Source organism: Marixanthomonas spongiae (assembly GCF_003095375.1).
Taxonomy (GTDB): Bacteria; Bacteroidota; Bacteroidia; order Flavobacteriales; family Flavobacteriaceae; genus Marixanthomonas; species Marixanthomonas spongiae.
Genome location: NZ_QEHR01000009.1, coordinates 88,159 through 110,040 on the forward strand (window position 1 = coordinate 88,159; position 21,882 = coordinate 110,040).

At 41.8% G+C, this 21,882-nt stretch carries 20 protein-coding genes and 1 pseudogene; 10 read left to right on the top strand and 11 right to left on the bottom strand.

The features are described from left to right. Positions 1-38: 38 nt before the first annotated feature. From mgtE to DDV96_RS13520, 4 genes are all read right to left on the bottom strand, one after another. Positions 39-1,355 (bottom strand): magnesium transporter, encoded by a 1,317-nt coding sequence (mgtE, locus tag DDV96_RS13505; RefSeq protein WP_116695306.1) that lies wholly within the window; start codon positions 1,353-1,355, stop codon positions 39-41. A gap of 168 nt (positions 1,356-1,523) precedes the next feature. After that, positions 1,524-2,141 carry a MarR family winged helix-turn-helix transcriptional regulator gene (locus DDV96_RS13510; protein WP_116695307.1) on the bottom strand — a complete coding sequence of 206 codons (618 nt, stop codon included), beginning with the start codon at positions 2,139-2,141 and terminating at the stop codon, positions 1,524-1,526. Between the two features lie 130 nt (positions 2,142-2,271). Then, positions 2,272-3,015, bottom strand: a complete 744-nt coding sequence (locus tag DDV96_RS13515; RefSeq protein WP_240607730.1) for a hypothetical protein — start codon at positions 3,013-3,015, stop codon at positions 2,272-2,274. Between the two features lie 39 nt (positions 3,016-3,054). Beyond that, positions 3,055-3,288 carry a thioredoxin family protein gene (locus DDV96_RS13520; protein ID WP_116695308.1) on the bottom strand — a complete coding sequence of 78 codons (234 nt, stop codon included), beginning with the start codon at positions 3,286-3,288 and terminating at the stop codon, positions 3,055-3,057. Between the two features lie 151 nt (positions 3,289-3,439). Between DDV96_RS13520 and DDV96_RS13525 the strand changes: the two genes are divergently transcribed. Then, positions 3,440-4,252: a hypothetical protein gene (locus tag DDV96_RS13525; RefSeq protein WP_116695309.1), complete on the top strand. Its 813-nt coding sequence runs from the start codon at positions 3,440-3,442 to the stop codon at positions 4,250-4,252. Between the two features lie 156 nt (positions 4,253-4,408). Next, complete coding sequence (ctlX, locus tag DDV96_RS13530) at positions 4,409-5,341, top strand: citrulline utilization hydrolase CtlX (RefSeq protein WP_116695310.1); 933 nt, start codon at positions 4,409-4,411, stop codon at positions 5,339-5,341. Between the two features lie 58 nt (positions 5,342-5,399). On the opposite strand, the gene DDV96_RS13535 is transcribed toward ctlX, so the two are convergent. Next, positions 5,400-6,824 (bottom strand): SDR family oxidoreductase, encoded by a 1,425-nt coding sequence (locus DDV96_RS13535; RefSeq protein ID WP_116695311.1) that lies wholly within the window; start codon positions 6,822-6,824, stop codon positions 5,400-5,402. 101 nt (positions 6,825-6,925) lie between these two features. On the opposite strand from DDV96_RS13535, the gene DDV96_RS13540 reads away from it, so the two are divergent. Beyond that, complete coding sequence (locus tag DDV96_RS13540) at positions 6,926-7,129, top strand: hypothetical protein (RefSeq protein ID WP_116695340.1); 204 nt, start codon at positions 6,926-6,928, stop codon at positions 7,127-7,129. Positions 7,130-7,134: 5 nt separating this feature from the next. Here DDV96_RS13540 and DDV96_RS13545 read toward each other — a convergent pair whose 3' ends face one another. Further along, complete coding sequence (locus DDV96_RS13545) at positions 7,135-7,560, bottom strand: hypothetical protein (RefSeq protein ID WP_116695312.1); 426 nt, start codon at positions 7,558-7,560, stop codon at positions 7,135-7,137. 218 nt (positions 7,561-7,778) lie between these two features. Between DDV96_RS13545 and argS the strand changes: the two genes are divergently transcribed. Continuing rightward, positions 7,779-9,566, top strand: a complete 1,788-nt coding sequence (gene argS, locus DDV96_RS13550; protein WP_116695313.1) for an arginine--tRNA ligase — start codon at positions 7,779-7,781, stop codon at positions 9,564-9,566. A gap of 13 nt (positions 9,567-9,579) precedes the next feature. Here argS and DDV96_RS13555 read toward each other — a convergent pair whose 3' ends face one another. Genes DDV96_RS13555 through DDV96_RS13565 form a run of 3 tightly spaced genes read right to left on the bottom strand, consistent with a single transcriptional unit; the run spans position 9,580 to position 13,585 of the window. Beyond that, positions 9,580-12,138, bottom strand: coding sequence for a carboxypeptidase-like regulatory domain-containing protein (locus DDV96_RS13555; RefSeq protein WP_116695314.1), 2,559 nt, complete (start codon positions 12,136-12,138; stop codon positions 9,580-9,582). Beyond that, positions 12,119-13,027, bottom strand: a complete 909-nt coding sequence (locus DDV96_RS13560; protein ID WP_116695315.1) for a FecR family protein — start codon at positions 13,025-13,027, stop codon at positions 12,119-12,121. The genes DDV96_RS13555 and DDV96_RS13560 overlap by 20 nt, the downstream gene beginning before the upstream one ends. A 48-nt stretch (positions 13,028-13,075) precedes the next feature. After that, a complete protein-coding gene (locus tag DDV96_RS13565) occupies positions 13,076-13,585 on the bottom strand; it encodes an RNA polymerase sigma factor (RefSeq protein WP_116695316.1) in 510 nt (169 codons plus the stop codon). 102 nt (positions 13,586-13,687) lie between these two features. On the opposite strand from DDV96_RS13565, the gene DDV96_RS13570 reads away from it, so the two are divergent. The 5 genes from DDV96_RS13570 (at position 13,688) to DDV96_RS13590 (ending at position 20,220) form a co-directional block, all read left to right on the top strand. Then, entirely contained in the window at positions 13,688-15,454 is a 1,767-nt protein-coding gene (locus tag DDV96_RS13570) for a hypothetical protein (protein ID WP_116695317.1), read from the top strand. Positions 15,455-15,487: 33 nt separating this feature from the next. Further along, positions 15,488-15,967 carry a hypothetical protein gene (locus DDV96_RS13575; RefSeq protein ID WP_240607731.1) on the top strand — a complete coding sequence of 160 codons (480 nt, stop codon included), beginning with the start codon at positions 15,488-15,490 and terminating at the stop codon, positions 15,965-15,967. A 130-nt stretch (positions 15,968-16,097) separates the two neighbouring features. After that, complete coding sequence (locus tag DDV96_RS13580) at positions 16,098-17,627, top strand: hypothetical protein (RefSeq protein WP_133240853.1); 1,530 nt, start codon at positions 16,098-16,100, stop codon at positions 17,625-17,627. A 208-nt stretch (positions 17,628-17,835) separates the two neighbouring features. Continuing rightward, on the top strand, positions 17,836-18,786 hold the full coding sequence (locus tag DDV96_RS13585) for a fasciclin domain-containing protein (protein ID WP_116695319.1): 951 nt from the start codon (positions 17,836-17,838) through the stop codon (positions 18,784-18,786). Positions 18,787-18,969: 183 nt separating this feature from the next. Next, entirely contained in the window at positions 18,970-20,220 is a 1,251-nt protein-coding gene (locus tag DDV96_RS13590; RefSeq protein WP_116695320.1) for a DEAD/DEAH box helicase, read from the top strand. 12 nt (positions 20,221-20,232) lie between these two features. On the opposite strand, the gene DDV96_RS13595 is transcribed toward DDV96_RS13590, so the two are convergent. Together DDV96_RS13595 and DDV96_RS13600 are read right to left on the bottom strand one after the other, a co-directional pair. Continuing rightward, positions 20,233-20,706 carry a hypothetical protein gene (locus DDV96_RS13595; protein ID WP_133240854.1) on the bottom strand — a complete coding sequence of 158 codons (474 nt, stop codon included), beginning with the start codon at positions 20,704-20,706 and terminating at the stop codon, positions 20,233-20,235. 152 nt (positions 20,707-20,858) lie between these two features. Continuing rightward, entirely contained in the window at positions 20,859-21,188 is a 330-nt protein-coding gene (locus DDV96_RS13600; RefSeq protein WP_116695322.1) for a DMT family transporter, read from the bottom strand. Positions 21,189-21,534: 346 nt separating this feature from the next. Here DDV96_RS13600 and DDV96_RS16225 point away from each other — a divergent pair. Next, positions 21,535-21,678 (top strand): annotated as a pseudogene (locus DDV96_RS16225) (IS91 family transposase); the annotation flags it as partial. Positions 21,679-21,882: the final 204 nt, after the last annotated feature.

Consider the following 21,882-nt stretch of genomic DNA (forward strand, 5'->3'; position numbering starts at 1 on the left):
TTATATCCATAATGGCGAACACCGCGCACAGTACGCTTTTAAAGTAACTTTTCTGCCAAGAAAAATGCTGCAATGGAAAAGAAAATGATAATCCCGGTGACATCAACCAAAGTAGCTACAAAAGGTGCCGAAGCTGTGGCCGGGTCTAATTTTATTTTTTTTAAGAGAAAAGGAATTAACGATCCCGATAGCGTGCCCCAGAGCACGATAAAGACCAAAGATACTGATACGGTGAGTGCTACCTCGAACCAAAATTCGCCGTAGTCGTATAATCCGGTTTTTTGCCAAGCCCATATTCTTACAAAGCCAATGATACCTAAAATGGCACCCAATATAAGTCCCGAAAAAACCTCTTTTTTCATGACATACCACCAATCTTTCATTTTCAATTCTTTCAGTGCCATAGCACGAATTATCAAGGAAGCCGCTTGAGAGCCCGAATTACCACCACTCGAAATAATAAGCGGAACAAACAATGCCAGAACTACAGCCTTTTCAATTTCCCCTTCAAAAAAACCCATGGCCGAAGCCGTTAACATTTCGCCAAAAAATAGAATCACTAACCATCCTGCTCTTTTTTTAACTAATTCTACAAGTGACGAATGTGTGTAAGACAGTTCAAGGCCATCAGTACCGCCAAATTTGTGGATGTCGTCTGTTGTTTCTTCTCGAATCTTGTCGAGAATGTCATCAAAGGTAACAATGCCCACCAACACGCCTCTTTCGGTAACAATGGGCAGGGCAGCCCTATCATAGCGGTCGAAAATCTCTAAGGCTTCCTCAATGGGCGTGGTGGCTGTAATAAAAGTAATCTGTTCGTCCATGAGCTCGGCTATTTTTGTATTGGGGTCTGCCAAGAGCAATTGGCCAATGCGCAAATCGTCAATTAACACTTGGTTGGCATCCACCACGTAAACAAAATTCAATGTTTCGGCTTTTTGACCTGTTTTTTTTATGTGCGCCAATACTTCAGCAACGGTTTTCTCGCGTTTTGTTTGGATGTAATGTGGTGTCATCAACCGAGCAATGCTGTTTTTTTTATATCCTATAAGTTTCAAGGCTATCGCTCTTTCTGAATCATTCAATAAGTTGATGGACTTCTTTATTAAATGGTCGGGGAAATTTTCAAAAAGCTTGGTCCTGTTGTCTGGCGGGAGGTTGTTGAGCACTTCAGAAAGCTCTTTGTTGCCAAGGGATTTAATGATTGCTATTTGTGCCTTGGGCTTCATAAACCGGAACACTTGAATTTTGATTTCTGCAGGAAGCATAAAAAAAGACATGCTTCTTTCCCGGTTATTCAAGGTTTCCAATTTGGCAGCGACATCTACAGGATGCAGGTTTTTATAATGTACCATAACTTATATCTATTACTTTCTAACTACATCTTCGGTTTACCAAGATAACAATAGTTCCGAAAGAATAAACATAGCTATTATTGTTGAGAGTGGAAGATACCCTAAAGAAAATTAGACGTTAAATTGTATTGCAGAAGGTTCCAGCACGACCATTGCGGCATTATTCACTCACGACAAGAGATTGGTTTGGTTTACTTCAAACTCAGGGCAATCCAAGCGGATGTCTTTTGCATACAGCTCTTTTTCTAAAAGCCGGCAATAATCTACATTGTCTTTTTCATAAAACTTGCATCCGTAGCAAGTGCGCTGTACCGTTAAAATACCATTGCGGTTCAGTTTGTAGATAAGCTGGCTTAACGTCTTGAAAAGTGCTTCTTGTTCTTCGGAAGGAAGCAGTAACACTTGTTCTTTAATGGGATTGGCAAAATTTGCTGTAATACCGACTATTTCTTTGCCTTTTTCGGTCAACAATACCGAATAGCTTCGGCTGTCGGCTGATGAAAAGTCTTTTGCAATCAGTTCTTTTTTCATTAAGGCCTTTATGGCATCGCTTACGGTAGGCTTGGTTACATTGAATTCCTTAGCAAGGTGACTTACATTGCAAAGCGCTGTTTTGTGGTAGGCGATAAAAATAAGCAGCTGTATTTGTAAAGGGCTTAAGCCATTGGCTTTTGCTTTGTCCCACAGCAGTACCTTGAACACTTCGGCAATACGCTCCAACCCGGCCACGATTTTGCTGGCTACATCCCCTATTTGATCTTCCGGATTAAAAACACTTTTACTCATATAACGATAACAGTAACTTTTACGCAGGTTTTTTTCTGAGGTTCAACAAGATGTGCTTTTTGCAACAAGGCGGCGATAAAACACATCTTGAGGCCTCATCATATATAGTTTAAACGCAAAGTTAGCAATCCTAATCAAATTGTTGAGTCTTTTTCTCAACTTTGTACGGAAGGCTTAAATCGCCACTCGCCACGCTATACACACGGTACACGCCAAGCATGGGCAAGCTTTTGTCGCTGGTGTTCACTTTCATGAACGCTGTAACGGCATCAAAACTGAAATCGGTTTGGTTTTGCATTCGGTAACCGGGCACCGTTACTTGAATGCTGTTGTTTGCCGTGGAAACAGGAAACCCCGGTGAGTCCATATACATAGGCATTCCAGGATTGGTAGGAGGAAGCTTTACAGAAGTATCGGCTTTCTTGAACTGTTTTACCGAAAATCCGCCATCAACCCGCTCGTCTTGTATCAAAACTACCCAATGCGGATGCCAAACAACCCCATCGTTGCCATAATTGCTATCACTATTTTCGTCCCAAAGTGGCGTATCGTCAAAATCAGGATGAGAGGTCAATGCCAGGGCAAGGATACCTTCGGTTTTATTAAAACCAACAGCAGTAGGTGATAGGGAGGTAGGGAATACATAACCCAAAACAGGCGCGCCGTCCAACGCTCCATTTGGAGCTGGGGTTTTGCTACCGGCCTGTCCTTTTACAGTAATGTTCCAAACAGTGAGGTTTAAATTGGTGATATGGGTCACGGTTGTTTTTTCAATAGCGAAAGCATCGGTATTGTAAGGATCGGTTTGGGCAATCGTAATGCACATGCATGCCACTACGGTGCCTATGGTTAAAAAAAAGGTCTTTCTTTTCATTTGTTTTAAGCTTAGGAATCCTAACTGATAGGGATCCGGTTAATTTTTCACATCGGTTAAATGTGCCCCAAAGTTAATGTGCAGTACATTTCCGTTAGGAGTCACTAAAGCGGGCACCGATTGTACACCGGCTTTTTCGGCTTCTTCTATTCTGTTTTTTGTTTCGCCTAAATGAACTATTTCAATTTGGTTCGGGCTGGCGATTTCAAGAATGTCATGCTCGGCACTTACGCAAACAGGACATCCGGCGTGATAAAAAATCGATTTTTTCATAATGCTAAAATTTAAGTGAACGCAATATTGTATTTCAAATATAGTAAGGAATCCTAACTAAAACAAGTAATTGATTGAATTTCAGAAAAAAACACCTAAAACGATACTTTTACGAAAACCGAATCGTTTTTAATTACGTAGCTATTATACTATGAAAACGGTTTCACTTGTCTTCTTTTTAAGTTGTATTTTGCTGTGTGTCAGCCAACAGGTTTTTTCGCAAGGAAAGATCGATGGATTTTATCGTGGAAGCGGCCACGCAACCGTAACCTTGGGCACTGGGTTTGAAGACAACAATAACTATTTAGCCGGTACTGATGAAACCGATATTTCCCGAAAACTCTATTATGTAAACCTTTTTGCAGCCTATGGAATTACGGAAAACCTAGACATACAGGCAGCACTCCCGTATATTGAAGTCGATGACAATAATAACGTGCAAGACATTTCTGTATTTCTGAAATATCGCGGGTATAAGAAAAACTTCGCAGCATCAAAATTGGAGCTTAGCATTGCAACCGGTTTTTCTACAAACGTTTCAAATTATAACGTTGGAGGTTTAAATGATATTGGTCAACAAGCCATTATTATTGACATAAGGGCTATCGCTCATTATCAAACAAATGCTGGGTGGTTTGCTTCTTTACAAAGCGGTTTTTCCTTCAAGTTGGAAGAAGTGCCCAACAGCCTGCCCATAACTTTTAAAGCGGGACGAGCCCTAACCAACTGGTATTACGATGTGTATTACGATTACCAGCAATCATTTGGAGGCATCGATTATCTGGAAACGCCACCCCCACAAAATTTTAAACGCTTTGGAGTGAATTACCATAAAATAGGCGGGACCGGCTATCGATCGTTCACTGATAATTTTGGTGCTTATGCCAGCATATCGTACGTTTTTGGCGGCAGAAATGTATTTCAAGGACCCGGTTATGGAATAGGGTTTGTAGCTGATTTTTAAAATTACGTTTTCTAAATCCCGGTATTTCTTATAAAAGGTCACATTCTACTCTTATTAAAGGAGATTTACCACCGTTCTTACATTGATAAAATACTTCAATCAAGTAAAAAAAATCCGTTTAAAACCCTTAATTTTGCACCCTAAAATGAACAGATAATGCAACAAATAACCAACACGATATTAATGATCCGCCCTGTTGCCTTCCGCATGAACGAGCAAACGGCGGTGAACAACTACTTTCAGGAAGAATTGGAATTGGAAAATGCCAAAATCAATGAAAAAGCACAGCAGGAATTCGATGCTTTTGTGAAGAAACTGCGGCAAGTTGGCGTGAATGTTATTGTTGAAAATGATAAGCTCGAGCTCGATACACCAGATTCCATTTTCCCGAACAACTGGGTCACCTTTCACGAAAACGGGGATATGGCTTTATACCCGTTGTTTGCCGAAAATAGAAGAAAAGAACGCCGTGAAGACGTTATTGAACGCATAGAAAGCGAGGGGTTTAAAATTAACAATGTGATAGATTATACCGATGCCGAAAACGAGGGGATCTTCTTGGAATCTACCGGTTGCCTTATTTTGGACCGCGTGAACGAAAAAGCCTACTGCGCCCTCTCGCCCAGGGCAGATGAACAAATGGTGATCGAGTTTTGTGAAGATTTTGAGTTTACGCCCGTCATTTTTACCGCCAATCAAACGGTTGACGGCAAGCGTGTCCCAATTTACCATACCAACGTGATGATGTGCCTGGCCGAAAATTTCGCTGTTATCTGTTTAGACAGTATAGATGATACAGCCGAAAAGAAAAACGTTGTACAACACCTAAAAAACGACGGAAAAGAAATCATTGCCATTACCGAAGCCCAAATGCACAATTTTGCAGGCAATATGCTTCAGGTGCGCGGTGCCAATGATTCAAAATATCTGGTTATGAGCGATGCGGCACGACAAAGCCTTACTGAAGAACAAGTTTCAGCGATTGAAAATCATTGCGAAATTTTAAGTACCGATTTGACCACCATTGAAACCTGTGGAGGAGGGAGTGCCCGTTGTATGATGGCAGAAATTTTCCTTCCAAAAGAATAGAGTTTATTTCTGATACATTCAATCCCAGAACCATAGCCAAATCCTGTAGATGTAAATTTTACTCTGTTTTAGCGATGTTGTTGATCATGCCGCTGAAAATAAAGTAATGAAAGGGCAACATGGTGTACCAGTACAAACGTCCCCAAAGCCCTTTTGGCCTAAAGGTGGCGGTTTGATGCAACACATTGTTTTCGTCAATACAAAAATCCAACCAAGCTTCGCCCGGGACTTTCATTTCTGCAAAAAGCAATAACCTGCGTTCTTCTTTATCAGCATAGAGCACCCGCCAAAAATCCAACGAATCGCCCACATAAATTTTATCGGGGTTGGTGCGACCCCTGCGCAGGCCTACGCCACCGACAAGCTGGTCCATAAACCCGCGGAATTTCCAAAGCCAATTTCCGTAATACCAGCCCTTGTCACCACCAATGGACCAGATGTTTTCCAAAACGGCATCGGGGTTTTTTACTTTAACCGATTGTTCGTCCTTTAAACACCCGTATTGCGGTACTTGAATATAGCCTTTTAAATTGGAAAGCCGGCCGGCCACCAAGGAATCTTTCCAACTGGACATGACCAAGTTCTGTTCAATTTTTATAAATGCTTTTTCAATGGCCTCTTTATAGGTTATGGGTTTAATATCTAAAATTTGTTGTAATTTATTATCACGGGCCACAACCTCGTGACGCATACTATCTACTAAGTTTACTGCCAGCTTGTAAGTAGTCGAGGTCACAAAGTACAACCAATACGAAGACAATCGCGGAGACATAAAAGGAACCGAAATTATCCAGAGCTTCAGTTTGCGCACTTGAGCGTACTGCAACAGCATTTCTTTGTAAGTAAGCACATTGGGACCACCAATATCGAACGATTGGTCGTAGCATGCTTCATGGAACAACACTTCTGAAAGAAACCCGATCACATCCCGTATGGCAATGGGCTGGGTTTTGGTTTTCAGCCACCTCGGGGCAATCATAATGGGAAGTTTTTCGCATAGGTCGCGGATAATTTCAAAAGAAGAACTACCGCTGCCTACTACTATTGCAGCCCGTAAAACCGTGAGGTGGTAGCTGCCTTTGTATAAAATTTCTTCTACGTGTTTTCGGGAAGAAAGGTGCTTGGACAGGTTTTCTTCGTTTACGATCCCGCTTAAATAAATGACGTGCTGTACTGCGGTTTCTGCCATATAGCGGTTGAAATTTTTAGCAGCCTTAGCCTCCATACTATCAAAATCGCCCGTAGAAGCGGTCATAGAATGGATTAAGTAATAGGCGGCGTCAATACCCTTGGGGAAATCACTGGTATACACCTCTTTTAAAAAATCGACCTCGTAGATAGTGACCCTTTTTTTGGTCTCTGGGTCAATGGGAAGCCGGTTTTTATCGCGCACACAACAGATTATTTCGTGACCTTTGTCCAATAAAACAGGAAGCAATCGCAAGCCAATATACCCATTGGCACCGGTGAGTAGAATTTTCAATGTTTTTGTTTAAAGATAAAAAAATTTAATTAAACAGAAATACGATGTTTGGTTTTATCCTGTATTTTCTTGCTATCTTTAACACTCCAAAACCAAATTGTATGAACGTTTTAAAATTAATTTTGATTGTTGTAGGCATATTGTTGATCGCCTTTGGGCTTTATAATGCATTTGTACCTCAAGAAGTAGTGGACATTGGCCCCTTGGAAGTCTCTGCAAAAGAAGGGTTGAGCAATCAAACCCTTGCCATGATCGGCTTGGGGGTTTTGGCGTTGTTGGCCGGGGCATTCATAAAAAAAAGGTAATAGCGCTAAATATCCCCTAAACGGGATGGGGTGGCCTTGGCTTTGGCAGTCAATATTTTGTTCATAAACCGGTGGGTCGCTTTGTCTTTTGCTTCCACCTTGATGAAATAATTGTCCCGGTATATGGAATATTCGTCTGCCTTGCCTTTGTACAGCGATAATTTGTAATAAGGAATTACCAGGGCGTACGATTCCAACAACGACCGAAAACCAACGATAATCCCTTTGGGTCGCATTTCAATATTGCATTGATTGCGGTTGTTGTCAAGAATCAGCAAATTATGGATTTGCACACTGGTTTCGGTAATGATTAATTTTGAAGAACCGATGCCGCGCATTTTAAAGCGTTCTTTCAATGAAAACGGTTTGCCCACTTCAGCATCGATTTTACGGATAATTTGTTTGTTGTTGTATGAAACGTTAAGGAGCATTCTTTTTCCCTAAAGATAAGCATTTCCAAAATTATACAGAATGTAGTTCCAGCATTTAGATTATGAATCGATTTTAATTTCCAGAAACTATACCTTTAAGGTGTTTGGGCCTAATTACCATTTTTCGTTAAGCAGGCGATTTCAGTTTCGATTTCAATTTCAAGTTCAGCTTCGATTTCTCATTAAAAAACTATCTTTGCACTCTAAAAATAAACCCTATGCAATTTCAGGAACTCCTAACGGCCAAAATTAAGGAAGCCGTCCAATCAACATTCGATGCCCAACTCGATACCGTGGAATTTCAAGCCACCCGTAAGGATTTTGAAGGTGATATCACCGTAGTGGTATTCCCCATGCTTCGTGTGGTGAAAGGAAATCCAGTGAAAATTGGGGAGGCCATAGGCGATTATTTGGTACACCACGTTTCCGAAGTTTCAAAATACAACGTGGTAAAAGGATTTTTGAACTTAGTATTGAGCGATGCCTATTATTTGGACTTTTTCAACAAAGTAGCAGATTTTTCTTCCTTCGGAAAAACGCCACAAGGAAACGATGCGGTCTTGGTGGAATATTCTTCGCCAAACACCAATAAACCTTTGCATTTAGGGCACATTCGGAATATTTTATTGGGCTATTCCGTAGCTGAAATATTACAGGCCAGCGGTAAAAAAACCTACAAAACCCAAATCATTAACGATCGGGGTATTCATATATGTAAAAGTATGTTGGCCTGGAAACGGTTCGGGAACGGTGAAACACCAGAATCTACCGGACTTAAAGGTGATAAACTGGTAGGGAATTATTACGTTCGGTTTGATAAAGAATACAAAAAAGAAATAGAGCAATTAAAAAGCCAAGGTAAGACTGAAGAAGAGGCAAAAACTGAAGCTCCTATTTTAAAAGAAGCCCAAAAGATGCTCCAACAATGGGAACAAGGTGATGCTGCCGTAGTCGCCCTTTGGGAAAAAATGAACGGTTGGGTGTATGATGGCTTTGAGAAAACCTACGATGCGCTCGGTGTTGATTTTGACAGTTTTTACTACGAAAGCGACACCTATTTATTAGGAAAAGACAATATAGAAGAAGGCCTGGAAAAAGGCGTGTTCTTTAAAAAAGAAGACGGCTCGGTTTGGTGCGACCTGACCGATGAAGGATTGGATGAAAAATTGGTGCTGCGGGCAGACGGCACTGCGGTGTATATGACACAAGACATCGGCACCGCCATACAGCGGATAAAAGACCATCCCGATGCCAGCGGAATGATTTACACCGTAGGGAACGAGCAAGATTACCACTTTAAGGTGCTGTTCTTAATTTTGAAAAAACTGGGCTACAGTTGGGCCGAAAACCTCTATCATTTAAGTTACGGAATGGTCGATCTGCCTTCGGGAAAAATGAAGAGCCGGGAAGGCACGGTCGTGGATGCCGATGACCTTATTGCTGAAATGGCGCACACCGCCGGTAAGATTTCAGAAGAATTGGGGAAAATAGATGACCTCACCGCTGACGAAAAGAACCAATTGTACAAAACCATCGGGCTGGGCGCGTTAAAATATTATATTTTAAAAGTGGACCCCAAAAAACGAATCCTGTTTAATCCTGAAGAAAGTGTCGATTTTCAAGGCAATACCGGGCCGTTTATTCAATACACGTATGCGCGTATTCAATCGATATTACGAAAATTCAATTCGGCTCCGCTCAGTGGCCAATCAGTTGAGCTCAATGAACAAGTATCCTTACACGAAAAGGAAAAGGAGTTATTAAAACAATTGCAACTGTTTCCCGAAACGGTGCAACTGGCAGCTGAAAATTACAGTCCGGCGTTGATTGCCAATTATACGTACGATTTAGTAAAGGAATTTAATTCTTTCTATCAAAACGTGTCTATCTTAGGGGCCGACACCGACGAAGAAAAACAATTTAGGGTGCAACTGGCCGATGCTGTTGCAAAAGTGATAAAAACAGCATTTTCGCTGCTGGGGATTGACGTGCCAGAGCGGATGTAAACAGCCTTGTCTTTTAAAATAACACCTGTACCGAAACATTCGGCGTAAGCCCCAGCGATATTTCTTCTACTTGGTTAACGCGGTTTTCGCCGTCTTTGTCTGTGTCCAAGGCATAACGGATGTTCAACGTGTTTTTTCTGTTCAAGAGGTTGAGCACGGCGATATTTATTTTGGCATCCACCGCATCGGAAATTCCCCAAATATATTCCGCTGAAAAGTCAGCCCTAAAATAATCGGGAAGCCGCTCCGTATTGGGAGATGCGTATTGTATGGAGGGTTGGCCGTTTGTTACGGTAATTTCGTTGCCGGGAATTGGTGTGGTATAGGGTTTCCCACTGTGCCAATTAATGCCCAAGGCTAGTTTTAAATCGTTCAGCGAATACGAACCTGCCACCGTCGCAGCATGCCGGATGTCGATATTGTTGGGAAATGCTGAAGGTATCAAGCTTTCAAATTCGTAATCATTTTTCATCAACAGATAACTTATCCATGCGCTAAAGCGTTTTGTTTTTCTATTAAATACAAACTCCAGCCCCTTGGCCGAATAACTCCCACGTGCTTTTACAAATTGAAACTGGTTCTGAAAGCCTTGGTTTGAAGTGGTTATCCCGTTGACGGTCTTATAAAACCCTTCCAAACTCACCAGCCACTTGTTTTTTTGATAACCAAGCCCCACGGAAGCCTGTTTGCTTTCCAAGATTGGGACATCTTCATTATTGGCCAAAACCCACCGCCGTTTCTCTATTCCCAAAAAATCACTCTGAAAATCGATGCGTTGGGTGGTGCTTTGGCTTTTAAATTCGCCCTGCACGTCCACCGAAAACCCATTGCCCAGTTTTTGGTGAACGCTCAACCTGGGTTCTACCAAGAGCTCATTAAATTTGCTGAAATATGAAAGCCGTGCACCAGCATTTATAACGGTGTTTTGTTGATTTGGCGTATAGGTGAGATTTGAAAACACCGAGTGGGAGCGCAGCACTTCTTTGTTGTACACCCGAAAGCGTGGAATGTTCACATCTTGGGTATTGCCAATGCCGATTTCTGAAAATTGATATCCAGATTGCACGTTTATTTTTTCTGAAATATTATAACGCGAATCGATCTTCGCCCCGTCCTCAAGCACTTCGTTTTCCTGAAATAGCTGTTGGGTGGTAAAAAGGTCTTTGTTGGTGGCATTCAACAAATAATACGAGCCGTACACCATGGCGGTTGTTTCAAAACGTTCGCTCCAATTCCGTTTCCAGGAAATACCCCCAACGAGGCTGCGCTGTTGCAGTTCGCTGGTTTTCGATTGGTTTGCACCGCTGATGCTTTCAGTAAAATCCAAGGAATTGTCAATGGTCAAAAAATTAACCCGAAGGGCATCTTTTTCTGAAACATCCCAAAGCAATTTTGTGCTGAAATCATAAAAGCTGAAATCTTCCTCGGCATTGATTTTGGTTTCGGTTCCGGGGTTTTCAAGGTTTGTGATTTCGGTATCCTGAAAAATACGTTCGGAATACGTGTTGTAAACCGGTGTTTCCAAAAACGACAATGAATGCCGTCCTGAAACCTGCACGCTCGCTTTTTTGGACAGCGGAATATCAATAAAAGCACTGGCATTGATTAAATTGACGCCCACACCACCAGCAAATTCTTCTGAAACCCTGTTTTTGGAACGCATATCGATTACGCCCGAAACACTTTCGCCAAAACGGGGCGGCGTACCGTTTTTATAGACCGTAACCTGTTTGGTAAGGTCGGGGTTAAAGGCAGAGATCAATCCAAAAAAATGACCGCTTTGGTACATTTTTATATCGTCCCACAGCAAGAGGTTTTCATCGTGCGTGCCGCCGCGGATGTTGATGTTCGAGATGGTCTCGTCGGCACTTTCCACGCCGGGCAATGCCTGTGAAATTTGCAGCACATCGTTTTCCACTTGTCCGGGGACCAATCCAAAATTTTCAGTGTTGATGGCAATTGAACCATTTGTTTTTTTACTGATCCCTTGTACCAAAAACGTTTGTATCACCACTTCGTCCAAGACAGCAGTTTCTGGTTGCAGTAGGATTATGGGGCAATCGGCTTTCAATTGTTCTACAGAAATTTTCATAGGATAATACCCAATAAAACTGATGGTGATAGAGGTATTATTAGAAATTTCTTCTGAAAGGGTAAAAAATCCTTCGGCACTGCTGGTGGTTGAAAACCGATTGGTTTCTGTGATGATATTGGCCCCTTCTAAAGGTTTACCGGTTTGCGCGTCCATGATCCTTCCACATAACTTGCTCTGTCGCAGTGGGGAGACAACTGTAACATAGCGATCGTCCAACAGCGTGAATTGCAGCGGGGTTTGATTGTTCAACTGTTTTAAAATAACAGGAAGGGATTCGGTTTCTTTAGAAAGTGTAACAAAAATTGGGGCTATTTCTTCAGGCACATAAGAAAAGCGGATATCGTACTTCTGCTCCAATTGCTGGATAACGGCATAAAGCGGCTTTTTTTCTTCAGTTTGCCCCAACACGGAAAAGCCAAAGAAAAAAAAGATTGCCAAGACAGATACAAACGCTTGCTTACTTATTTTGTGCTGCATATAATGTTACATGGTCTTTTTCTATGGTATAGGTTAAATTTAACGGGGCGGAAATCAGTTCCAAGGCAAGGTCAAGGTCGTTGTGTGTAAAACTTCCCGAAAACCGCTTGTTCAAAATTGCTTTTGGTGCATCGACTTCAATGTCGTACTGCCTTTTCAATTCATCGAGCACAGTCGCTAAGATCGCATTTTCAAAGTTGCTTTCATTGGCCAACCAAGAGGGCGATGCAGCAGTTGTTCGATCTTCGGTAATTACAGTCCCTTCTTTTATTTGAAGGCTGGTTCCTGCTGGCAATCTTACCAAGGTGTCATTATAGGCTACGCTTACCAAACCTTCATAACAGACCACTTTTAAATTGGAATCGCGCGTGAACACGTTAAACTGCGTTCCTAAAACGGTGATATCGCCATTTTTGGTATGTACGGTAAAGGTATTTCCTTTGCTGACCTTAAAATAGGCTTCGCCGTTGAGGTTCAAAGTTCGGTTATCGTTCCATTTCTTTTTATGGTACTCAATGGTAGAGTTGGCATTTAAGGCAACTTCAGAGCCGTCTGGTAAGTTAAAGTGTTCTTTTTCGGCCACCGAAGTGGATACGGTTGTCCCCAACGAATTAAAATACAAATACCCGCCTACGATTACGGCAAACACAGCCGCTATTTTTAAAACCGTGGCCCAAGGGTTCAGTTTTTTAACCTTTGGTTTTTGGTTTATTTTTTCAGAAATAGCTTTAAATGATGCTTTTTCATCAAAGGAAGGTGTGTCGAAACTTGTCGTGGTTTCGGCAATTTTCAGAAAGGATGCATACTCCGGATCGGCTTGTAACTGCTCAATTTCTTCTGCAGTGGCAGCACCGTTGAGGTATTTGTGCAATGTGTACTCTTTTTCCATATTCTTTGTTTTCAACTATAAAACAGGTAGGGGGCGTTTTACCCTACTTTATATACCGGAAATTTCCTTCCGAAGCGATTTCAAGGCCAAACTCATTCGTTTTTCAACAGCTTTTACCGAAATGTCCAAAATTTCAGCAATCTCTTTGTATTTTTTTCCTTCGATACGGTTCAACAAAAAAGCAGTGCGTTGGGCTTCGGTTAAGTTAGCGATGGCATTTTGCAGCTTTTCCCGGTACTGTTTTTCTTCCAACAAAAACTGAGGCGATTGGTTTTCCACTTTGTCCGGTTGATGCTTGGCATGTTTCAGCACCACTTTTTTATGGGCCACTTCATTTAAAAACGCATTGTTGGTAATGGTGTATAAAAACGATTTTGCTTTTTCTACCGGCACTTTAGCACAGTTTTTCCACAGTTTTATAAAAGCCTCCTGCACCAAATCTTCTGCTTGGGCCTCGTCGCCACATTTAAAATAAATAAACCGCCATATAGCTTTTCCATGCATTTTATAAACCTTGTTGAACGTGGTTTCATTACAGATGGTTGGTTTTTTGTCCATATAGGGTTGAATGTAGTTTCAAAGGTATTCAAAAAAAAGTTTTGTAACTTAGGTAGGGTATTTTTGCAGTAACTTGTTTTAGTTACACAAACCAAACAAAAAATGAATTATAAAGCTACCATCTATATTTTTTCGATCCTGTGTTTTGGGTTGTTGTTTGCCTCTTGCCAAAAAGAGGAATCTGAGTTTATAGACGAAACCGACCAGGACGAAACCATCACCACCAACTCTACCTTAGCCAATTTGTTGCTGCGCACCTCCCAAAACCCGGGCGGGGGCGATGATATTATTGATGGCAACAGCTGCACGCAGGTGAAGTACCCGGTAACGGTCATTGCCAACGGCCAAGAAGTGGTACTGGAAAGCGAGGCGGATATTGCCTTGATCCAGGCAATTTTCGACCAATTTCCCAACGATACCGACACACTCGAAATTGTATTTCCCATAACCCTCATTTTAAAGGATTTTACCGAGATTGAAGTGAACAGCCAAGCCGAACTGGATGCGCTGGCCGATGCCTGTGACGGCGATACTGCGATAAGCTGTGTCGATTTTGTATACTCCATTTCATTTTTTGTTTACAATACGGAAAACGAGCAAACTACAACGGTCATCATTAATAGTGATGTAGAACTGTATTTGTTTTTGTTCAATCTGGATGAAGACGAGGTCATCAGTATCGATTTCCCGATTTCGGTGATTTTGCAAGATGGCTCTACGGTCGCAATAAACAACAACCAAGAGCTGGAAGATTTGCTGGACAATGTGGACTGCAATGATGACGGGGAGGAAGAGCTGAGCGAATTTGAAGAAAACCTAACTACTGGAAACTGGTATGTAACCTACTTTTTTGACGATTTTGATGAAACCGGTGATTTTTCAGGATATGAATTTACGTTCGCTACCGATAATACGGCCCAAGCCACAAATGGTTCAACTACCATTGATGGTACTTGGAATTTAACCACGGGCAGCACACCGAAACTTGATTTATTTTTCGGGGCCAACGATCCTTTTGATGAACTGGATGAAGATTGGGAACTTCTCGAAGCTACTTCAGAAATTATTCGCTTAAAACACATTAGCGGCGGTGATGGCAGCGTAGATTACCTCACTTTTGAACGTACTCCAAATACGGGTGGAAACAACGAAGAAGTCAATATATTGATTGAAAACCTGACCACCGGAAGTTGGTATATAACCTTGTTTCAAGATGATGGCGATGACGAAACAACCAATTATAACGGTTATGAGTTTACCTTTTTTATAGATGGTTCGGCAACGGCTGTCAGCACAGATCAAACGGTAAACGGGTTTTGGGCTGTTGAAACCGAAGAAGATGATGTAGAGTTGGTGTTCAATTTTAACCACAGTGGCGAAGAGGATCCGTTTAAAGAGCTGAACGACGATTGGATGGTGGTGGAGGCCACACAACTCACCATTAGATTGAGCGATGAAAGTGGCAGTGGCCAAAACGATTTGCTCACTTTTGAAAGGGAACCAAACGGAAATGGAGGCAACGACCCAGACCCGCAAGAGTTGCGCGATATCTTGCAGGCCGGAACGTGGTATGTGGACACCTTTTTAGACGATGGCGAAGATGAAACCAGCGTGTTCAACGGCTATGATTTTACCTTTTCTTCCAGCCAAACGGTAACCGCTAACAATGGCTCCGAAACGGTATACGGTATATGGATTGTTTCGGTAGTTGGCGAAGCATTGAATTTTGAGTTCGATATGGACAGTCCCATCAACGATGCCGACGACGACGAGTATAAGGTGCTTCAGTTTTCAGAAACATCGGTAACCTTTATCATCCGTGACAGTGAAGGAAATATTGAAGATACGTTGACTTTTAAAAAGAATTGAAAACAGTACTAAAATTTAAAAATGATGCACACTATGAAAATGAAACTAATGAGTATTCTTACTATCGTACTTTACGTCGCTTTTGTTTCGGGCTGTTCATCCAACGATGACAGTGGCGATGTAAACAGCCCGAACAGTGCCGACCAAACTGCGGAAATTGTAAAGAAAGGAACTTGGCAAATCACGCAATTTATAGATTCGGGGACAGACGAAACAGCAGATTTCAACGGATTTGTCTTCACCTTTAACGCTGACGGCTCTTTGGTGGCCAACAAAAACGAACTGACCGTTACCGGCACGTGGTCGGTTACCGATGGGGCCGACTCCTCCGATGACGATGCCGGTAGTGATGATGACGATTTCAATATCTTTTTTGATGTGCCAGAAACCAACGATTTTGACGATTTGAGCGATGACTGGGACATCGTTTCGGTAAACAATTCGAAAATTGAATTGATCGATGTTAGTGGCGGAAATGGCGGAACGGACAACTTGGTATTTGAAAAATTATAAGCTCCCCATAGTTGATTTTTGTTGAATGAAAACCATCCTTTCTTTAGGGTGGTTTTTTTGTTTTCTGAAAAGCAGGGTAGGGTAAATCCAAAGCAACTTGTTCTATTAATACAAAACCCTAAAAATAACTATGATGAAAAATGCAATCAAAAAAACAATGTTACTGGCCTTTTTGGCTTTTGCTTTTGTGGTAAGTTCTTGTTCAGAAGACGATCCTGTTTCAGAGCCAACCAATTCCGAAGCTATTGAACAAGGCTCCGAGCTGGCCAACCTAATACAACGCACAACAGACGATAAAGATAATGAAGCCATAGACTGTATCGATTTTGTCTATCCGTTGAATTTCTTTATTTACAACTCAAACGACGAACAGATAGGTACGCAAACGGTCAATAACGATTCAGAACTATTGACATTTTTGCTCTCTCTGGAAAACGGGACTTACGTGGCACTGGACTTCCCCATTTCGGTAGTGCTCAAAGATGGCACCGTGGTCGAAGTTTCCAGCAATGCCGAACTGTTGGCCTTGATAGCCGATTGTGCTTCGGGTGACGGCGATGGCGTGCCCAGCGATTTTGAAACCAACCTCACATCCGGATCTTGGTTTGTGACCTATTTCTATGACGATGATGATGACGATACTTCAGATTTTGCAGGATATGAATTTACGTTCGCGACCGATAATACTGCACAGGCCACAAATGGTTCAAACACGGTAAACGGAAACTGGAACCTAACCAACAGTACTATCCCAGATTTGGAACTCTACTTTGGAGAAAATGATCCTTTTGAAGAACTGGACGAAGATTGGGACATTATCGAAGCCACTTCAGAAATCATTAAACTGAAACATGTAAGTGATGACGATGATGGCGATGAGGTTGAGTTTTTAACTTTTGAGCGCACGCCATCTGGCGGTGGTGGAAATGGTGAAACTGCCGCATTTGTCGATAACCTGACCACTAATGATTGGTTTGTGAACCTTCTGGAAGATGACGGCGAGAACGAAACCTGCGACTATGTAGCCTATCAATTTACCTTCAACAGCGATAATACTGTCGTAGCTGCTAGTGATAATAACACCGTGAACGGAACTTGGACCGCATCCAATAGCAGCAGCGGCCTAGAGTTGGACTTGAATTTTGAAATAGCAAATGAAGACGATCCGTTTGACGACCTGAACGACGATTGGGACGTAGAAGAGTACGACGCCAATATAATAAAACTCTTTGATGTGAGCGGTGGCAATGGCGATACCGACTTTTTAACCTTTGGACGGGATCCGTATCAAGATTGCAATGGCGGCAATACTGGTGAACTGGAAAACGTGTTGGTGGATGGTCAATGGAGCGTGGGCAGCTATATAGACGATGGAAATGATGAGACCGCTGACTACAACGGCTATGTGTTTACCTTTAACGCAGACGGAACGGCTACCGCCGCAAACAACAATGATACGGTAAACGGAACTTGGGACGTGCAACCAAGCGGTTCAGGATTGGATTTGGTGTTGAATTTCGAAATAGCCAGTGAAGACGATCCGTTTGACGACCTGAACGACGACTGGGACGTAGAGCAATTCACGGCCATTCAAGTTGATTTAAAAGATGTAAGCGGTGGCAACGGCGGCACCGATTTACTAACCTTTGTTAAGCTGTAACCTTTTTTGCCCCAATTTTAAAAAGCCTTTCCATTACTTTGGAAGGGCTTTTTTCTTTTTAAGAAAGCAGGGTGTTTCTTAAAAAAACACCAAAACTGCTAAATATTGTTTAATTGTTTCTAAAAATATATAAACAATGCGTTAAATAGTTTTTCGGTCGTTTAATCTGCACATATATTTACGGCTCTAATACAAAAAAACAACAAACATGAAAAAGCTAGTAAATGCATCCCTAATTGTAATGCTCTACATTTTCACGCTCTCGTGCAGTGATGATGACGATTCCCCAATTGTAGATGATGAACAAACCACAGCAGAATATGTGGCCAACAATCCAGAATATTCGTCCTTGGCAACCGCCATGGAAAAAACCGGATTGACCGCGACCCTAAACGGAAATGCCGAATTAACCTTATTTGCACCAGACAACGAAGCTTTTGCTGCGTTTTTGTCGGATAATGTTTTCAATAGTTTGGATGACGTACCCGAAGACCTTTTAAAACAAACGCTGTTGAATCACGTAGTAGTAGGTGATAATGAAGCCGATGATTTAACTACGGGCTATATTAATTCCGAAGCTACTTTTTCGGATACCGATGCTAAATTGAGTATGTATGTAGATACCAGCACGGGCGTAATGCTGAATGGTGTTTCCACAGTTACCAAAGCAGACATTGACACTGCCAATGGTGTGGTTCACGCCGTAGATGCGGTAATTGCACTGCCCACAGTAGTGACATTTGTAACAGCCGATTCAAATTTTGGGTCGTTGGCCAACGCATTGACACTGCAAGGACAACCAGATTTTGTGTCGGTACTATCTACCAACCTTGGTACCGATCCCACCCCTTTTACGGTGTTTGCCCCAAACGATAAGGCGTTTTCCGAACTTTTTATAGAATTGGGTATTACCACATTGAACGAAATTGACAGTGCGACGCTTACCGCTGCATTGAACACCCACGTTGTTGCCGGTGAGAACTATAGAGAAGATAATTTGCCCGAAGGAGCCGTATCCACTTTAGGTGCCGAAATTGACATCAACGCTACAAACAATACCATTACCGATCCTAACGGAAGGATAAGCAGTATTATAACGACCGATGTACAGGCATCAAACGGAGTAGTGCATGTAATAAACAAGGTGCTGCTGCCATAGTTATAAATTGAAATAAGTTAGTGTTAACGATAACTTTCAGAAAACCGCTTCAGGATAAAATGGAGCGGTTTTTTTTGCAATACAGTTCAAGTAGGTGTTATTTATTTAATTAAGTGTATCTTTGCTCCCAATTCAAAAACGATCCGTTTACAGTACTTCAGGATCATTTATTAAACAACCTATATGTCATTTAAATCACTTGGGCTGTCCGAAGCCCTGCTAAAAGCTGTTAGCAAAAAAGGATACACTGCTCCATCACCCATTCAACAAAAAGCGATCCCTAAAGTATTGGAACGTAAGGATGTGTTGGCTTCTGCGCAAACGGGAACTGGAAAAACAGCGGCTTTTACCTTGCCCATCCTTCAAATTTTAAATAGTGGACACCAGTTGCGCAAACGTCCCATCCGAGCCCTTATTTTAACACCAACCCGTGAACTTGCAGCACAGGTAATGGACGATGTAAAAACCTACAGTGAATTTACCAACTGCAATGGAACTGTTATTTTTGGCGGCGTAAGCGAAAAGCCCCAAATAAAAGCTTTGCGAAAAGGAGTCGATATTTTAGTGGCAACTCCAGGACGTTTGCTCGATTTGCAAAGCCGAAATATTATTTCATTAGCCAACATCGAAATATTGGTGTTGGATGAAGCCGACAGAATGCTCGATATGGGCTTTTTGCGTGATATTAAAAAGATTTTAGCCGTCATGCCCTCCAAACGACAGAATCTATTGTTTTCGGCAACGTTTTCAAAAGACATTAAAAAGTTAGCCAATACCTTTTTGCACCACCCGGTTATGGTGGAAGCAACACCTGAAAACACTACAGCAGAGAAAGTAAATCAACTAATTTACCGAACGAATAAATCTAAAAAAACCAAATTGGTAACGAAGCTGATTGATGAAGGCGACTGGCAACAAGTTCTTGTTTTTACTCGAACCAAACACGGCGCGAACCGACTAAGCCAAAAGCTGGATAAGGCAGGGATAACCGCTCTGGCCATCCATGGAAACAAAAGCCAAGGAGCGCGCACCAAAGCGCTGGCCGGATTTAAAAGTGGTAAAACACGCGTATTGGTAGCGACCGACATTGCTGCCCGTGGGCTTGACATTCCGTTATTGCCGCACGTTATTAATTATGAATTGCCCAACGTGCCCGAAGACTATGTGCACCGCATTGGCCGTACGGGTAGGGCAGGAGCTTCGGGACAAGCGATTTCAATTGTGAGTGTTGACGAAGACGAATACGTTCGCGGGATTGAAAAACTATTGGACGAACGCTTAGAAAGTGAAACGATACCGGGCTTTGAAGTTACTGAAACGTTAAAGGAAGTATTGGACAAAAAAGCTGAAAATAAAGTCAAGCACCGTGCATCCCGCAAGCAATCGCAAAAGAAAAAGCCTTTTAAGGGATCAAACAGACGGCGTAAAAAGTAGGGTGTTATGCCATTATTCTAAATCCAGTTTTCGTATTCTCCGTTTTAACCATCGGTCGCTGCTGTAAAGGGTAACGCCAGAACATTTGTCAACTGCGTACCGGTTGAGTTTGTTTTCTTCAAATTCACTGAGTTTTATATTGTCAATGGTTTCGGGAGTTATATCTGGGAACAGGTCTTCCAGTTCCGGGTTTTCGTTGAGGTCCAATACCAACCATTTCTTACCTGGAACAATAAGCCCAAACCGAATGGGGCAGCCACAACGGTCTCCTTTGGCAACGATTTTTCGTTCATTGTCCAGATAAATGGCATCTTCAAGTAGTTTTTCTTTGATTAGGTTTAATCGGATTTCAGTGGTTTCGGCTTTCTTGAAAGTTTTTATCCACTGTTTGTTGGTCTTCTTTAAATAACATTCTTCTGGCAATGGGCGTTGTGCATAGATATTACCGAAGAAAAAAAAGAAAAAGATAACACTGTAAATTTTCAACACCAATACCCTTAAAAGACGCGGTATAAAACCCGAACCGGTTTACGGGATACCAGAGGTTATAGTAGGTTGAAGAACAGTAGGGTAAGTAAAGATACTTAAAAAAATTGAATTTAGTTGTTTGGACAGCGGTTTCAGTGTTAAAAAACGGATCAATACTGCGAAACCACTTTCAGTCCCACTATAGACGCGATAAGGGTTGTTATGAAAAATATTCTCCAAAAGTTGGCTGGTTCTTTAAAAACAAAAATACCAATGAGCACGGTACCCACAGCGCCTATGCCGGTCCAAACTGCATAAGCTGTACCAATGGGCAGGGTTTGTGTGGCTTTTACCAATAGCCACATGCTAACGGCAAGACATACTAAAAAGCCAAAATACCAATAGTTGGCCGTAGTTCCGGTGGCTTCTTTTGCTTTTCCTAAGCAGAAAGCAAAACTAACTTCAAAAAGTCCGGCTATTATAAGGACAATCCAATTCATAAGTAGGTGGTGATTCGCAAAATCTTTAGAAATGTAACTTTTTCATCTATTGGCAAATGTACTTGAACCATTCGGGTTAGGCACTAAATGCCGAAGTTTTTAAAGGGGTGTTAAGAACGTTTTCATTGTCTTGGGTTCATTTTCATAATTTCTCACTTTTTTGATCTAATATTCAATAGCCCTTTTTGAGACGTTATATTTTTTTGAAGCTTGGCTTACAGCGGTCTGACCATTTGTAATTTGATCGATGATAGAAAGTTTCAGATATAAATTTATTATTTGTGTAAAAGACCTTTTGGGCCATGCAGGCATTCAAACTACGCTAACCTACCTTCACGTGGCACAATTGGGCAAACCAAAACTTGTGGAAACAGAGCCCTTGATGCACCGAAAATGCCCGATCTGTAAAAAAGGGGACCTTGTCACCATTGCGACCTTTACCGCTCGCGGGCCACCACCCCATTGGCGGGAGCAGATTAAAAATATATAAACAGACCTATGTAAAAAACGTAAATCCCAGCGTAATGGGACAGCTATGGCCAAAAAACAAGAAAACTGCCCGAAAGCAGTAAATAAAGTAGCTATGAAACGATAAAAAGTACCGTGTAACTATACTTTCTAAAAGTAAGGGAGGCAAATGCTCCAAAGATTGAAAAAGTCACTCCTAAAAAAACCATCCTAAAGCAGACCAATC

Excerpts from the sequence above, each read along its gene's own strand:
- ctlX (WP_116695310.1), top strand. The coding sequence starts at position 4,409 with ATGCAACAAATAACCAACACGATATTAATGATCCGCCCTGTTGCCTTC.
- DDV96_RS13570 (WP_116695317.1), top strand. The coding sequence starts at position 13,688 with ATGAATTATAAAGCTACCATCTATATTTTTTCGATCCTGTGTTTTGGG.
- DDV96_RS13510 (WP_116695307.1), bottom strand. The coding sequence starts at position 2,141 with ATGAGTAAAAGTGTTTTTAATCCGGAAGATCAAATAGGGGATGTAGCC.
- DDV96_RS13520 (WP_116695308.1), bottom strand. The coding sequence starts at position 3,288 with ATGAAAAAATCGATTTTTTATCACGCCGGATGTCCTGTTTGCGTAAGT.
- mgtE (WP_116695306.1), bottom strand. The coding sequence starts at position 1,355 with ATGGTACATTATAAAAACCTGCATCCTGTAGATGTCGCTGCCAAATTG.
- DDV96_RS13580 (WP_133240853.1), top strand. The coding sequence starts at position 16,098 with ATGATGAAAAATGCAATCAAAAAAACAATGTTACTGGCCTTTTTGGCT.
- argS (WP_116695313.1), top strand. The coding sequence starts at position 7,779 with ATGCAATTTCAGGAACTCCTAACGGCCAAAATTAAGGAAGCCGTCCAA.
- DDV96_RS13600 (WP_116695322.1), bottom strand. The coding sequence starts at position 21,188 with ATGAATTGGATTGTCCTTATAATAGCCGGACTTTTTGAAGTTAGTTTT.
- DDV96_RS13540 (WP_116695340.1), top strand. The coding sequence starts at position 6,926 with ATGAACGTTTTAAAATTAATTTTGATTGTTGTAGGCATATTGTTGATC.
- DDV96_RS13590 (WP_116695320.1), top strand. The coding sequence starts at position 18,970 with ATGTCATTTAAATCACTTGGGCTGTCCGAAGCCCTGCTAAAAGCTGTT.
- DDV96_RS13515 (WP_240607730.1), bottom strand. The coding sequence starts at position 3,015 with ATGAAAAGAAAGACCTTTTTTTTAACCATAGGCACCGTAGTGGCATGC.
- DDV96_RS13585 (WP_116695319.1), top strand. The coding sequence starts at position 17,836 with ATGAAAAAGCTAGTAAATGCATCCCTAATTGTAATGCTCTACATTTTC.
- DDV96_RS13545 (WP_116695312.1), bottom strand. The coding sequence starts at position 7,560 with ATGCTCCTTAACGTTTCATACAACAACAAACAAATTATCCGTAAAATC.
- DDV96_RS13575 (WP_240607731.1), top strand. The coding sequence starts at position 15,488 with ATGAAAATGAAACTAATGAGTATTCTTACTATCGTACTTTACGTCGCT.
- DDV96_RS13565 (WP_116695316.1), bottom strand. The coding sequence starts at position 13,585 with ATGGACAAAAAACCAACCATCTGTAATGAAACCACGTTCAACAAGGTT.
- DDV96_RS13560 (WP_116695315.1), bottom strand. The coding sequence starts at position 13,027 with ATGGAAAAAGAGTACACATTGCACAAATACCTCAACGGTGCTGCCACT.
- DDV96_RS13525 (WP_116695309.1), top strand. The coding sequence starts at position 3,440 with ATGAAAACGGTTTCACTTGTCTTCTTTTTAAGTTGTATTTTGCTGTGT.
- DDV96_RS13555 (WP_116695314.1), bottom strand. The coding sequence starts at position 12,138 with ATGCAGCACAAAATAAGTAAGCAAGCGTTTGTATCTGTCTTGGCAATC.